Source organism: Anabaena sp. UHCC 0253 (genome assembly GCF_009712085.1).
Lineage (GTDB): Bacteria > Cyanobacteriota > Cyanobacteriia > Cyanobacteriales > Nostocaceae > Dolichospermum.
Genome location: NZ_VILD01000009.1, coordinates 272779 through 286854 on the forward strand (window position 1 = coordinate 272779; position 14076 = coordinate 286854).

12 protein-coding genes are annotated in these 14076 nt (G+C 38.2%); 8 read left to right on the plus strand and 4 right to left on the minus strand.

The window, feature by feature from the left end; all coding sequences use genetic code 11:
• The coding region (locus FJR38_RS22745) for a filamentous hemagglutinin N-terminal domain-containing protein (RefSeq protein WP_168539567.1) at positions 1-628 on the minus strand (628 nt) is incomplete at its 3' end.
• Between the two features lie 366 nt (positions 629-994).
• On the opposite strand from FJR38_RS22745, the gene FJR38_RS22750 reads away from it, so the two are divergent.
• The 3 genes from FJR38_RS22750 to FJR38_RS22760 all read left to right on the plus strand — a co-directional run bounded on the left by FJR38_RS22750 (position 995) and on the right by FJR38_RS22760 (position 4525).
• Positions 995-1651, plus strand: a complete 657-nt coding sequence (locus tag FJR38_RS22750) for a DUF3386 domain-containing protein (protein ID WP_168498654.1) — start codon at positions 995-997, stop codon at positions 1649-1651.
• 274 nt (positions 1652-1925) lie between these two features.
• On the plus strand, positions 1926-2156 hold the full coding sequence (locus FJR38_RS22755; protein WP_168498652.1) for a NifU family protein: 231 nt from the start codon (positions 1926-1928) through the stop codon (positions 2154-2156).
• 134 nt (positions 2157-2290) lie between these two features.
• Positions 2291-4525 (plus strand): glycoside hydrolase, encoded by a 2235-nt coding sequence (locus FJR38_RS22760; RefSeq protein ID WP_168539569.1) that lies wholly within the window; start codon positions 2291-2293, stop codon positions 4523-4525.
• Between the two features lie 329 nt (positions 4526-4854).
• On the opposite strand, the gene FJR38_RS22765 is transcribed toward FJR38_RS22760, so the two are convergent.
• Entirely contained in the window at positions 4855-5043 is a 189-nt protein-coding gene (locus FJR38_RS22765; RefSeq protein WP_168498648.1) for a CPXCG motif-containing cysteine-rich protein, read from the minus strand.
• Positions 5044-5355: 312 nt separating this feature from the next.
• Between FJR38_RS22765 and FJR38_RS22770 the strand changes: the two genes are divergently transcribed.
• The 4 genes from FJR38_RS22770 (at position 5356) to FJR38_RS22785 (ending at position 11455) form a co-directional block, all read left to right on the plus strand.
• Positions 5356-6429: a serine/threonine-protein kinase gene (locus tag FJR38_RS22770; protein ID WP_168539571.1), complete on the plus strand. Its 1074-nt coding sequence runs from the start codon at positions 5356-5358 to the stop codon at positions 6427-6429.
• A gap of 302 nt (positions 6430-6731) precedes the next feature.
• Positions 6732-8783, plus strand: a complete 2052-nt coding sequence (locus FJR38_RS22775; protein WP_168539573.1) for a serine/threonine-protein kinase — start codon at positions 6732-6734, stop codon at positions 8781-8783.
• A gap of 104 nt (positions 8784-8887) precedes the next feature.
• The gene (locus FJR38_RS22780; protein WP_168539575.1) at positions 8888-10279 is read left to right on the plus strand and encodes an IctB family putative bicarbonate transporter; all 1392 of its coding nucleotides are present in this window, start codon (positions 8888-8890) and stop codon (positions 10277-10279) included.
• 564 nt (positions 10280-10843) lie between these two features.
• Positions 10844-11455, plus strand: a complete 612-nt coding sequence (locus FJR38_RS22785; RefSeq protein ID WP_168539577.1) for a GerMN domain-containing protein — start codon at positions 10844-10846, stop codon at positions 11453-11455.
• Between the two features lie 161 nt (positions 11456-11616).
• Here FJR38_RS22785 and accB read toward each other — a convergent pair whose 3' ends face one another.
• Positions 11617-12102 carry an acetyl-CoA carboxylase biotin carboxyl carrier protein gene (gene accB, locus FJR38_RS22790; RefSeq protein WP_168498638.1) on the minus strand — a complete coding sequence of 162 codons (486 nt, stop codon included), beginning with the start codon at positions 12100-12102 and terminating at the stop codon, positions 11617-11619.
• A 152-nt stretch (positions 12103-12254) separates the two neighbouring features.
• Positions 12255-12812, minus strand: a complete 558-nt coding sequence (gene efp, locus FJR38_RS22795; RefSeq protein WP_168498636.1) for an elongation factor P — start codon at positions 12810-12812, stop codon at positions 12255-12257.
• 271 nt (positions 12813-13083) lie between these two features.
• On the opposite strand from efp, the gene FJR38_RS22800 reads away from it, so the two are divergent.
• The coding region (locus tag FJR38_RS22800) for a peptidylprolyl isomerase (protein ID WP_254449534.1) at positions 13084-14076 on the plus strand (993 nt) is incomplete at its 3' end.

Here is a 14076-nt window from a genome sequence, read left to right on the forward strand (position 1 = left end):
CGGTTAATGTTCCTGTATTGATTATATTTGCACCCAATAAAGTTATATTTTTGCTCTCATTAACTTCTAGATTTCCTTGATTATTAATAATAGCTTGCTGATTTTTTAAAGCATTTGTAAATAATGCACTTGGTTGGACAGAAAGTAAATTACTATTTTCGTAAAGATTAGCACTAAATAATCCATCTTCACCCAATTTAATACTATCCGCAGTTGTCGCTGTAAATGAACCGTGAATATCTAAACTTGCACTATTACCAAAATGAATTCCATGAGGATTAATTAAAAATAAATTTGCTGTTCCCTCTACTCCTAATGTTCCTAAAATATGAGATATATTACCACCAGTTACACGAGTTAATATATTATCTATCCCTATGGGATTATGAAAATATACACTGCCATTTTCACTGACATTAAATTCTGCAAAACTGTGAAATAAATTTGCACCATTAATTGTCCCACCTTCTATAAGTTTATTGAGTTCATCAATAGACTTGACAACGGAATTTGTTGGTAATGTATTATCAGGCACTAATTGTGCGTAAATTTCCTGTTCCGTCGTTAGTGTTCCCAAAATCAGGAATAAAGCGAGTTTGAAGTGATGAATGAGATGCTGAATTTTCATATTTAGATCAACTTTGGGATAATTTCTCAGTATTCCCTGAAACCAACATTTTAGTACACTTACAGAGGTTTTCTAGATCAATAAGTTTTTCAAATAGGTTATCCAGCAAAATAGTTCATTCTCAATAAGCCTGGGGTAATTCTCAGAGTTATTGAGAACATCGTCAATAATTTAACGAAGTTTCAACATTTGGGCGATTGATTATTGACATAGTTCGAGTTTGTGCTATATTGGAGTTAGACTTGAACGGTATTGTTGTGCCAAAGTCAAAATTATTGAAGGCGATCGCCAAAACAAGAATATATTTTGTATAGGAATTATCAACTTTGAATTAAACTGTTAGAAAAGTGCAGTCAAAGTGGTTATATGGCAATTCAGTCAACAGCAGGAATTATATTCCAAACTGCTTACGAAAGTCGCTACACTTGGGATGAAAACTTTCCTGGTTATGCTGCCGATGTGCAACTGCTACAGGAAGATGAAGTTTACAATGGTAAAATTCAGATTGACCGTAGCTTGAATATAGAAATTACAGGAGTTGCAGATAAACAAATAGAAGCAGGAATTGATATTCAGTTACAGGAAATAGTCACACGCTGTCAAAGAAGCAATTTTGAAAATGCTTACAGTCAACATGAATTTAGTTTAAGTGAGACAGCAGATACAGTCACGGTTTTCGTCAAAGGTGAAACTACTGATTCTCACTATCAAATCCATAATCAAAAAATATGCCAAGAAATTCGCGTCATGGGTCGGATGGCTTTGGAGATTAATTCTTGGGAATTCCTAGATACAGACTCCGGTTATATTCCTTCTGTCTATGATGTGGTGTTTCGGAATTCGCAAACAAGTGATGTTAACAGCATTCTCAAATTTAGAGATACATATCAAAAGTTTGGAAATTATTACATTTTGACGAAGCAGGTAGTCACAGAATATGAAGGTGCAGAAAGTGAAACTGCTCAATCAATTACTGAGTTTGTTTATTTTAATATTAAGCTACTGGAATTGGTAGCAGCTTAGAAGAGGCAGGGGGGCAGCGGTTCGGCTTCGCTCACCGACCGGGAGCAGGGAGCAGGGAGCAGGGAGCAGGGAGCAGGGAGCAGGGAGCAGGGGGCAGGGAGCAGGAAAGAAGTTTCCCAATGACCAATGACCAATGACCAATCACCAATCACCAATCACCAATCACCAATCACCAATCACCACTAACAACTGACTAATTCCCCATTACCAGCCTAAACTAGATCATTAGCAACTTCGATAATTCCCAATTTATTAACTAAACAGGTCTGAAATTATGGAACTAACGATAGACAACGTAGAAACTGTATTAGACGAAATGCGTCCTTACCTAATATCCGATGGTGGTAACGTGGAACTTGTAGAACTAGATGGTCCCATTGTGAAACTCCGGTTACAGGGTGCTTGTGGTTCTTGTCCTAGTTCTACAATGACTTTGAGAATGGGTATTGAACGCCGTCTTAAAGAAATGATTCCCGAAATTGCCGAGGTAGAACAAATCATCTAAATTACTGGAAATGGTAATGGGTAACTGGTAATTGGTGATTGGTGATTGGTAAGATGTCTCTGTTCCTTATCACCTATTCCCAGTTCCCAGTTCCCAGTCCCCCATTCCTTGTTCCCTATTATTCAACAAACTCTATGTCTCATCCTCTGCACGTTGCGTTTATCTGGCATCAACATCAACCGTTGTACAAGTCTCCTGAAAATGGTAGTTCTCCGGGGAGTAGTCAGCAGTATCGCTTGCCTTGGGTACGTTTACATGGCACTAAGGATTATTTGGATTTAGTATTATTGTTAGAGAAGTATCCTAAGTTACACCAAACGGTGAATTTAGTTCCTTCGTTAATATTGCAATTGGAAGATTATGTTGCGGGTACGGCTTTAGATCCTTATCTGACTGCTAGTTTGACACCTGTAGAACAGTTAAGCCGTGAACAGAAAGAGTTTATTATTCAACATTTCTTTGATGCTAACCATCATACCTTGATTGATCCCCATCCTCGTTATGCCCAATTATATTATCAACGCCAGGAACAAGGAGAAAAGTGGTGTCTAGCAAATTGGCAGTTATCAGATTATGGTGATTTACTAGCGTGGCATAATTTAGCTTGGATTGATCCTTTATTTTGGAATGACCCAGAAATTGCAGCGTGGTTAGAAAAAGGACGTAATTTCAGTTTAGGCGATCGCCAGCGCATTTATTCCAAACAGCGGCAAATCCTCAGTCAGATTATTCCCCAACACCGGAAAATGCAGAAAAGTGGGCAACTAGAAGTTACCACCACACCCTACACCCACCCGATTTTACCCCTATTAGCGGATACGAATGCGGGACGGGTAGCAGTGCCGCAGATGACATTACCCAAACAGCGGTTTCAGTGGGTGGAAGATATTCCCCGGCATTTACAAAAATCCTGGGATTTATATATAGACAGGTTTGAACAAGAACCAAGAGGTTTATGGCCTTCGGAACAATCTGTTAGTCCAGAAATTTTACCGTATATTATTAAACAAGGTTTTCAATGGATTTGTTCAGATGAAGCCGTCTTAGGTTGGTCATTAAAACACTTTTTTCATCGTGATGCTGCGGGAAATGTCCAAGAACCAGGATTGCTTTATCGTCCTTATCGTCTGCAAACTCCAGCCGGTGATGTGGCTATTGTTTTCCGTGATCATAGATTATCAGATCTAATTGGCTTTACATACAGTGCCATGCCGGCGAAAAAAGCAGCAGCAGATCTAGTGGGACATTTGCAAGCGATCGCTAAACAACAAAAAGAAAGTGACGATGATCAACCTTGGTTAGTGACAATTGCCCTAGATGGGGAAAATTGCTGGGAATTTTATCCTCAAGATGGTAAAGAATTCCTGGAAACATTATATGAAAGTTTGAGTAATGAACCCCATATCAAACTTGTCACCGTGTCCGAATTTATTGACAAATTTCCCCCCACCGCAACCATTCCGGCTGAACAACTCCATAGTGGTTCTTGGGTAGATGGTAATTTTACCACTTGGATCGGAGATCCAGTAAAAAACCGCGCTTGGGATTATCTCACCGCAGCTAGAGAAGTATTAGCAAATCATCCCGAAGCCACAGAAGAAAACAACCCCGCAGCTTGGGAAGCCTTATATGCGGCTGAAGGTTCAGACTGGTTTTGGTGGTTTGGTGAAGGACATTCTTCTAACCAAGATGCCATTTTCGACCAATTATTTCGAGAACATCTCTATGGCATTTACAAAGCCTTAAATGAACCCATACCTGCATATCTGCTCAAACCACTCGAAGTTCATGAAGCCCGTGCCGAACATAAACCAGAAGGCTTTATTCATCCTATTATAGATGGGAAAGGTGATGAGCAAGACTGGGATAAAGCCGGACGCATAGAAGTTGGTGGGGCAAGAGGAACAATGCACAATAATAGCCTTGTTCAGCGGTTATGGTATGGGGTAGATCATTTGAATTTTTATGTGCGAGTGGATTTTAAAGCTGGTGCTGTTCCCGGCAAGGATTTACCACCGGATTTGAACTTACTTTGGTATTATCCAGATAAAACAATGGTGAATAGTTCCATACCTCTAGCAGAAGTACCAGACAGCGCACCTTTGAATTATCTATTTCACCATCATTTACAAGTTAATTTACTCAGTCAATCAGTTCAATTTCAAGAAGCAGAAGACAATTATTTATGGTGTCCTCGTGCTACTCGCGCCCAAGCTGCGTTAGATTCTTGTTTAGAAATATCAGTACCCTGGGCTGATTTGCAAGTTCCACCAGATTATCCTCTCCGCTTGGTTTTGGTATTATCTGATGATGGTTGTTTTTCTAGTTATGTCCCAGAAAATGGTTTGATTCCTATTGATGTTCCTTAGTGAACAATATCAGGACTTACGCAAAATCATGAAGAAACGAACCGCAGAGGACGCAGAGGACATGGCGAAATAAGAGTTTCAGAGAGTTATTGCGTAAGTCCTAAATATAATAAGTAGGTAGATGCTAATCAACCCAACTATGTAACGAACTGTAAATTACCCAAAACTCTTGGGATTGCTGCGTTCCACTCCGTTCCACTCGCAATGACATAGTTATAAGTTTTCCCACCTACCTACTTAGATATCTGGTGAAAAACAATGTAGAGACGAGAATCCCTACTCAGGGAACGTCTCTACAGAGTTTCTCGCAATTGATAAATCTCTAAAAATTAGCCTTCGTATTCACTATCAATTTCGACTTCTAGTGTATCTTCATCAATCCTAATATACAAAATATTCGGACGGCAACAAACTTGACAATCTTCTATATAACTTTGTTGCATTCCTGCACTAAAATCAATAAAAGTCAAGTTTGGTTCACCACAATAAGCACAATAAAATTCAGATGTGTTTTGCATCTCTAGATATTATCTCAATTATATTTCTCCTTCACCCTTGATTTTCCGTTAGTTCGCAAAACCGGATTTAATTTAAGAGTACAGGATTTTTTGGCGTTGCTGATTAACGGTATGAATTTTAGTCTCACGCAAAGGCGCAAAGACGCAAAGGTAAGAGTTTTAAAGGTTCAATTTAGGAATTTCATACCTCAATATGGCTATCGCCACGCAGGCTATCAGCAACGCCGATTTTTTAAATATCCGGTCATACTCATGTCACTTGAGAATATCTATCATAAGATTGAAGATATTATAATCTGCGACTTGATTAAAATGAATCCCTTTACTCGAAATATCACAAACCTGCAAGATTATACATTACAGCATATTAAACTTGGTCAAATATGCGGTTCTCAGGTATTATTTCGAGAACGCTATCAAGTATTACGGGTTTTAGGTAGAGGTGGTTTTGGAATTACATTTTTAGCAAAAGATGTAATTTTACCAGGAAATCCCTTGTGTGTAATTAAACAGCTTTATCCTAGAGTTACGAAACCAAAGAGTTTGCAAAAAGCTTGTCAACGATTTGAGAAAGAAGCTAAAATTTTATCCCTGTTAGGTAGTCATAGCCAAATTCCCATGCTAATTGACTATTTTGAAAGTAATGGGGAATTTTATCTAGTCCAAGAATATGTACATGGTCATACTTTAGCGCGGGAAGTAAGACGAAATGGCAGAAAAAATGAAAAAGATGTCAAAGAGTTTTTACAAGAAATACTCCCAGTTTTAAACTATATTCATCAAAATCATGTTATTCATCGAGATATTAAACCCCAGAATTTACTGCGTTGTCAAGATGATAAACGGATAGTATTAATTGACTTTGGTGCTGTTAAGGAAAAACTTGTAGATACCTATGGTAACTCAGTCAATAAAAGTGTTTCTACTAACTTCATTGGTACAAATGGTTTTGCACCTCCAGAACAGTTATCATTACGGCCAGTTTATGCGAGTGATATTTATGCTTTGGGAATAACTTGTATTTATTTATTGACTGGTAAAGGTCCTTTAGATTTTGAACATAATCTGCGTACTGGGGAAATTTGTTGGCAAAAAGAAGTAAGTATCAGTGATGATTTTGCTGAGGTTTTAGGGAAAATGGTCAAGGTTTCTTTAGGAGGAAGATTTAAAAGTGCTAAAGATGTAATTATGGCTTTAGGTGGGGGAAAAAATCACGCAAATTTAAGTAATTGTTTAACTCAGCAACGTCCTAAAAATCCCACTATTAATTCCTCAGAACAATCACCCCTATATACTTCACCTGCAACACGCGCGGCTATTGCAATCCGTAAATTAAAAGCTAGACAAAATCTTTTTAATTCCCATCATGATTTTACACCTTTGTAAATATCAATACAGATTTTTTAAGGCTTTGAATAATAAAATATAGTTCAAGAAATAATTGTTTTTACTTAAAATCTAAATTTAGTTTTCACCAAAATATACATATATATAATAATGGCAAAATGCCGTTATCTTTTTTTTTAATTTATATATAATTGAGGAAATTGGCAATAATACATCTTTTATACTTTTCCATATCCAGGAAAAGTAAATTCTCAATTTATAGGTTAAATATAATTACTAATTGCCTCAATTAACTCCAGGTTTATCTATATATTTTATCATGCAGATGCACCTTATAGATTATGATCTGCTGTCTAAATCCCGACTGTTCAAATCCTCAAAATCCTCATAAAAATCAGGTTTGTCAAAGTTGTCATACTCCTCTAGTGCCACTTTTGAGAAACCGATTTCGCGTTATCCGTGTCCTTTCTGACGAAGGGGGATTTGGGAGAACTTATATAGCCGAAGATATTGATAAATTAAATGAGTTATGTGTCATTAAACAACTAGCACCTAAATTTCAAGGTACTTGGTCACAAAAAAAAGCAATTCAGTTATTCTCAGAAGAAGCAAAGCGATTACAGGAATTAGGAGAACATCCCCAAATTCCTACTTTAATAGCTTACTTTGAACAAGATAATTGTTTGTATTTAGTTCAGCAATTTATTGATGGTCAAAATTTATTAAATGAATTGAATTCTCGCAAAGTTTATCGAGATTGGGATATTCAATCTATTTTATTAGATTTATTACCAATTATCAAATTTGTACATCAACATGGTGTAATTCATCGTGATATTAAACCAGAAAATATTATTCGTCGCAAATGTGATGGTAGATTAACCCTAATTGACTTTGGTTCTTCCAAACAATTTACGGCACGAATACAACGCAAAAATGGTACTTCCATTGGTTCACATGGTTATTCTCCGATTGAACAAATTAGAGACGGAAAAGCCTATCCCGCAAGTGATTTATTTAGCTTAGGCGCTACTTGTTTTCATCTATTAACAGGAATGTCTCCTTTTCAATTATGGACTGAATATGGCTATGGTTGGGTGGGAAATTGGCATAATTATTTACGGTTTCCTCTAAGTAGAGAATTAGCAGAAATCATAGATAAGCTACTCCAAAAAGAAATCCAGCATCGTTATCAATCTGCTGATGAAGTCATTAGAGATTTGATGAAAAAACATACTCATATTCTCCCCGCAGCAAATAGTAAAATTCCTAAAATAGCTAGTAAAAAGTCTAAGGTATATCCACAAAAATATATTTTAGTCAGAAATTTAATTTTTATCTTTGGGGTAATTGTCTTTTTTGCATTGGGAGAATCTGGCTATCGAGAATTTCGCAAATTAAAAACAAATTTTTCTTTTAGTTTAAGTCAATCCCGCAATAGTACCCCAATTCCCACCAAAGATTTATCACTAATAAATACGCTTTCTGGACATACAAGTAAAGTTTCCTCGGTAGTAATAAGTCCAGATAGTAAGATCATTATTAGTAGTGGTGATTGTGAGAAAATTGATAGTAAATGTAATGATAATATTAAATTATGGGATGTAATTACAGGTAGAGAAATTACAAGTCTGCAAGGACATTCTCAAAATGTCAATGTGGTAGCTATTACTAATGATGGAAAAAGATTAGTTAGCGGTAGCGATGATAAAACCATCAAAATTTGGAATTTACAAACAAATCAATTAATTCATACTTTAACTAATCATACTGATGCGGTTCATAGTTTAGCTATTAGTGCTGACAATAAAACATTAATTAGTGCTAGTGATGATAAAACTATTAAAATCTGGAATTTAACAACAGGAAAAATAATTCGCACTTTAATTGATCATAAATACTGGGTACGTTCTGTAGATATTAATGCCGATGGTGTCACTTTAGCAAGTGGCAGTTTCGATAAAACTATTAAATTATGGAATATTAATCAAGAAAAACCTGTCCGGACTTTAACGACTGGTTCACAAACATTTATAGCGGTGGCTTTTAGTCCTGATAGTAAGATTTTAGCTGCTGCCAGCCGCGATCGCACTATTAAATTATGGAATCTCCAAACCCTCACAGCAATTACTACTCTCACCCAAGAAGCTAATAATGTGAATACTCTTGCTTTTAGTCCCAATGGTCAAATTTTAGCCACTGCGGGAAGGAATACCTCTGGAGAACAAAACTATCACCAAATTCAATTATGGAATGTAGCTACAGGGGAAGAGATGATCTCATTAACAGGACATGGTAATACTGTCACTTCCCTCGCTTTTAGTCCTGACGGGAAGTTACTCATTAGTGGCGGTGAAGATAATTTAATTAAAATTTGGCAAGTTTCTCAATAGAGATGTTCCCTGGAAAATCTCGACATGATTGCCCTAGATTTATAATTTATTAGTTTACAATTAATTGGGTTTTAAAACTTAACTTCTTTATTCTGAGCTTCTTCATGAATTTAGTCTGGGAAAGATTGACTTTATCTTCTTTACCACTCAAAGAATATTTGTCTAGCAGTTACCTACATCGGTTTCTAGTGGGTATTTTACGTCCTTGGAGACAAACTAGTATCTTAATGCAGTGGGGAGATGTCATTGCAGTTGGCTTACTTAGCCTCATCTATGGACTTGCACCTTTTGTTTCTAGTGTTTTAATTGGTTTATTACTAGCGGCTTGTGTGGGCTTTTGGATACTGTTAACTTTATCTGATGAAGCCACACCAGCAAATGCAGCTTCAGTCACTCCTATCCACCTGCTAGTGTTGCTGTATTGGGGTATTGCTGCTATAGCGACAGCTTTATCACCAGTCCCCAAAGCTGCTTTGAGTGATTTACGAACATTAACTCTTTATTTGTTACTGTTTGCCCTCTGTGCTAGGGTGCTAAGAGTTCATCGGTTTCGGTCTTGGCTAATTACCCTTTATTTGCATATATCCCTGATTGTCAGTGTTTATGGGTTGCGACAATGGTTTTTTGGCGCTAAAGCTTTAGCTACTTGGGTTGACCCAGAATCACCGTTAGCTAAGACTACCAGGGTTTACAGTTATTTGGGTAATCCGAATTTATTGGCAGGATATCTTTTACCTGCGGTGGTTCTCAGCTTGGTGGCCATTGTTGCTTGGCAAGGTTGGATCAAAAAAGGTCTAGCACTAACAATGTTTATTGTCAATACTGCCAGCTTAGTTCTTACCTTTAGTCGGGGTGGTTGGATTGCTTTATTGGTGGGATTGTTTAGTGTAGCGGTATTGCTGATTTATTGGTGGAGTATAGAAATGCCACCATTTTGGCGAACTTGGTCATTACCAATTCTGATTGGGAGTGTAATTGGAATATTGGTCATGGGAGTGATCTTTGTTGAACCTTTCCGGCTGCGGATTGTAAGTATATTTGCTGGCCGCCAAGATAGCAGTAATAATTTTCGGAAGAATGTCTGGGACGCTGTATTTGAGATGATCCGCGATCGCCCAATCATAGGCATTGGTCCTGGTCATAGTTCTTTTAATAATGTCTATCCTCAATATCAACGTCCTCGTTATACAGCCTTAAGTGCCTATTCCATATTTCTAGAGACAATTGTCGAAACCGGCTTTTTAGGTTTCACTTGTTTTATCTGGTTATTAGTCGTCGCTTTTAATACCGGATATATGCAGCTACGACGATTAAGAAATACTAGAAATAGAGAAGGATTTTGGTTAATTGGTGCGATCGCTACTATGCTAGGTATGCTCGCTCATGGTCTAGTGGATACAGTCTGGTATCGTCCCGAAGTTAATACCCTCTGGTGGTTAATGATGGCCTTAGTTGCCAGCTATTGGCAACCTTTAAACAACAAAAATCACGTTTAGATTAACCTGTACGGGCGAAGCATTCAGGCGACTAATTATTCATTTTTGTTCAAGGTTATTTTCCGAATGTTCCTGTACGGGCGAAGCATTCGGGTGACTAATTATTCATTTTTGTCTAAGGTTATTTTCCGAATGTTCCTGTACGGGCGAAGCATTCGGGTGACTAATTATTCATTTTTGTCTAAGGTTATTTTCCGAATGTTCCTGTACGGGCGAAGCATTCGGGTGACTAATTATTCATTTTTGTCTAAGGTTATTTTCCGAATGCTTCGCCCCTACTATTGTATATTTTGCAAACACATTTTTCAGGAAATCGCCCTTGAGAACGTGATTAATAAATTAAGAAGTTAAAAACTTTTTCAAGAAACGATGAGATTTAGATAAAGAGAAAAGTGACGGACTAGAAAAGATAACTCTACAATAATTGGATGGAGCGAAAACGAAAAACATTAACAAAAGCAGTTTATGTACAAATTAAAGCATTTATTTAAGATATAACCTATATAAACAGGCTATTTATCTTAGCAAATACTATTTCCACCTTCAGTCAAGTAGGTTTTATATATGAATAACCAAGAAAGAACTAATAGAATTTCGTCAGGTGTGGTAGCGGCCGTTTCCGCTGCGGTGGTAGCTGTAAGCGGTGGGGTAGCTTGGTTTGCTTCCCAGACGACAGATACTCCTACACCACCCAAATCTTCACAAACCATTCAAAATCCAGTACAGCAACCAACAACCCAACCAGGTAATGAACAGACTGCTAGTATATATTGGCTGAGATCCAAAGATAATAGTATTGATTTAGTTCCCCAACCGCTAAAAATTGCTGCTACCCAACCCAACCAAGTTTTAGAATCGGCATTTAAAACTTTATTAGCCGGTCCAACAGAAGGAACAGACTCTACAACTATTCCTCAAGGGACTCAACTACTGGGACTAAAAGCGGACAATAATGATGTTCATGTCAACTTATCGGAAAATTTTACCAGTGGTGGAGGTAGCACTTCCATGATTGGGCGTGTTGGACAAATTGTATATACTGCTACTAGTCTAAATCCTAAAGCTCAAGTATATATTGAAGTTAACGGGAAACCCTTAGAGGTTTTAGGGGGTGAAGGTGTGGAATTAGAACAACCACTCACCCGCGAAAGTTTTCAGAAAAATTATCCGCTTTGATAATTGATACAGCAGGAGTCGTAGGGGCGAAGCATTCGGAAAATAGCCTTGGACAAAAATGGATAATTTATCGCCCGAATGCTTCGCCCGTACAGGTTTTGTGTATAGGTTTCAATTTAAATTCTGTACCTCCTTGATCTGCAATCTCCTGTAATTGTCAATTAATCCGGGTTAATTCTCATCAATGGTTGACCATATTCTACTGGTTCGCCATTTTGAACTAAAATTTCCATCACCTGTCCAGAGACTTCGGCTTCAATTTCGTTCATGAGCTTCATAGCTTCAATGATACAGACACTTTGACCGGCTTTAACGCGATCGCCCACTTCCACAAACAGCGGTTCTCCCGGTGCTGGGGCGCGGTAAAAAGTCCCTACCATGGGAGATTGCACCTCAACCAATCTCTGATCAATTGGTGAAGGAGAATGAGTTTGTTGTGTTACCGAATTATCCACAACTTTATTGATCACCACTTCTGGTAAAGCAGTAGATACATGGGTTACACCAGCACTAACCCCATTATTGCTAAAACTGACAGCCTTTCGTACCGTTAGCTCAAATTCATTATTTTTGAGTGTAACTTCCGCGATATCAGTTTGGGCAATAGTTACTAGTAGCTGACGAATTTCATTAAAGTCTAATGTCACAATTATTTTACCTCGACCTAACTGTTAAATTAAAATCCTCAGTGAGGCAGGGATTTAATCCCTTAAAAAAGGGATTGAAATCATTAGTACCAATTTGAGATTTTGGATTTTCATCCTCACTATTCCAACTTGGTATTAAAAAAATAGGAAAATTATTCCCTGCCTAAATATTTATCTTCTCTGGTATCAATCTTAATCCGTTCCCCTTGAGAAACAAATAAGGGAACCATAACAGTTGCACCAGTTTCCAGAGTTGCTGGTTTAGTACCACCTGTGGCCGTATCACCTTTAACACCAGGATCTGTTTGGACAATTTCCAAAACCACAGAATTAGGTAGTTCCACTTCCAGCACCTGTTCACCCCAACGAATCACGTTAACTTCCATACCATCTTTGAGGTATTTGACGCGATCGCCGATTTGCGCTGTAGTTAATCTATCTTCCTCATAAGTTTCCATATCCATAAAGACAAACTCATCGCCTTCTTTATAGGTATGTTGCATTGTCACCTTTTCCAAAGTCGCCTGGGGAACGCTTTCCCCAGCCCGAAAGGTTTTTTCTAACTGTTTCCCAGTTTGGACATTTTTTAGTGTTGTCCGTACAAAAGCAGAACCCTTGCCTGGCTTAACGTGAAGAAAATCTATCACTCGCCAAACCGAACCATCTAATACAATTGAAACACCAGGTCGGAAGTCGTTACTAGAGATCATGAAATTTTCAAATTTTGCAAGACAATCGGCATTTATTGTACCCTTCCAGGGTCATAATTTGTCAGTTGTCAGTTGTCAGTTGTCAGTTGTCAGTAGAAAAAATATTCTCCCTGCTCCCCTGCTCCCCTGCTCCCCTGCTCCCCTGCTCCCCTGCCCCCTGCCCCCTGCCCCTCTGCCCCCCTGCCTCGTCCATCCTCAGTCCCCCAATGTGGGAAGATAATTTATAAGTTACTTCCAATCAACACTTTGATGCTGAAGAAAGAGAAATTTCATGTTTAACCTATTAAAGTCCTGGGTCAAGAACAGCCTAAAAACAATATTGCTATTAACAATATTCTTAGGCATAAGTACCGCTGGGTGGACTCCCACGAGTAACGCCGGTTTACCAGCGGGAAACGCAATTACTGACGGTAAGGCTTTATTGCGCTATGCACTCCCGATAGATAATCCACCTGTACGTAAACTACAAGCTAGTTTAGAGGATATTTCTAACCAACTGCGGGCAAATAAGCGATGGGGAGCAGTTACTAATGACCTCAAGCAAGCATTGCGGATACTCGATAAACCTTCGCAAATATTAGCCAGCGTTCCGGAAGAACGCCAACCTCAAGCCCAAGCCTGGATTACTGAATTGAAATCTGGCATCACAGAACTGCAAGAAGTAGTTAAAACTAAACAAAAAGAACCCATTCTTGACGGAAGAGCCAAATTATTGAATCTTGTCAGTTTGTTAGAAGAATCAATGGTGACGGAATTCCCCTTTGAAGTCCCTGCTGAGTACAGTAATTTACCCCAACTCAAAGGACGCGCTGCGATCGCTATCAAAACCAATAAAGGCGATCTCACTGTAGTTGTAGATGGCTATAGCGCCCCTATCACTGCTGGTAACTTTGTTGATTTGGTACAACGCGGTTTTTATAACGGCTTAGAATTCACCCGTTCTGAAGAATCCTATTTTCTCCAAACCGGAGATCCTGTTGGTAAAGAAGTCGGTTTTATAGATCCTCAAACTGGCCAATATCGCGCTATTCCTTTAGAAATTTTAGTCCAAGGGGAAAAAGAACCAACCTACGGTATCACCCTCGAAGAAGCTGGACGTTATTTAGATATGCCAGTTTTACCTTTTTCATCTTTTGGAGCTTTAGTTATGGCACGTCCTGAAGGTGAAGCAAATGGTGGTTCTTCCCAAGTTTTCTTCTTCCTTTTTGAACCAGAACTTACTCCCGCCGGACGTAATCTTTTAGATGGTCGTTATGCTGTATTT

Excerpts from the sequence above, each read along its gene's own strand:
- FJR38_RS22750 (WP_168498654.1), top strand. The coding sequence starts at position 995 with ATGGCAATTCAGTCAACAGCAGGAATTATATTCCAAACTGCTTACGAA.
- FJR38_RS22755 (WP_168498652.1), top strand. The coding sequence starts at position 1,926 with ATGGAACTAACGATAGACAACGTAGAAACTGTATTAGACGAAATGCGT.
- FJR38_RS22760 (WP_168539569.1), top strand. The coding sequence starts at position 2,291 with ATGTCTCATCCTCTGCACGTTGCGTTTATCTGGCATCAACATCAACCG.
- FJR38_RS22765 (WP_168498648.1), bottom strand. The coding sequence starts at position 5,043 with ATGCAAAACACATCTGAATTTTATTGTGCTTATTGTGGTGAACCAAAC.
- FJR38_RS22770 (WP_168539571.1), top strand. The coding sequence starts at position 5,356 with ATGAATCCCTTTACTCGAAATATCACAAACCTGCAAGATTATACATTA.
- FJR38_RS22775 (WP_168539573.1), top strand. The coding sequence starts at position 6,732 with ATGATCTGCTGTCTAAATCCCGACTGTTCAAATCCTCAAAATCCTCAT.
- FJR38_RS22780 (WP_168539575.1), top strand. The coding sequence starts at position 8,888 with ATGAATTTAGTCTGGGAAAGATTGACTTTATCTTCTTTACCACTCAAA.
- FJR38_RS22785 (WP_168539577.1), top strand. The coding sequence starts at position 10,844 with ATGAATAACCAAGAAAGAACTAATAGAATTTCGTCAGGTGTGGTAGCG.
- efp (WP_168498636.1), bottom strand. The coding sequence starts at position 12,812 with ATGATCTCTAGTAACGACTTCCGACCTGGTGTTTCAATTGTATTAGAT.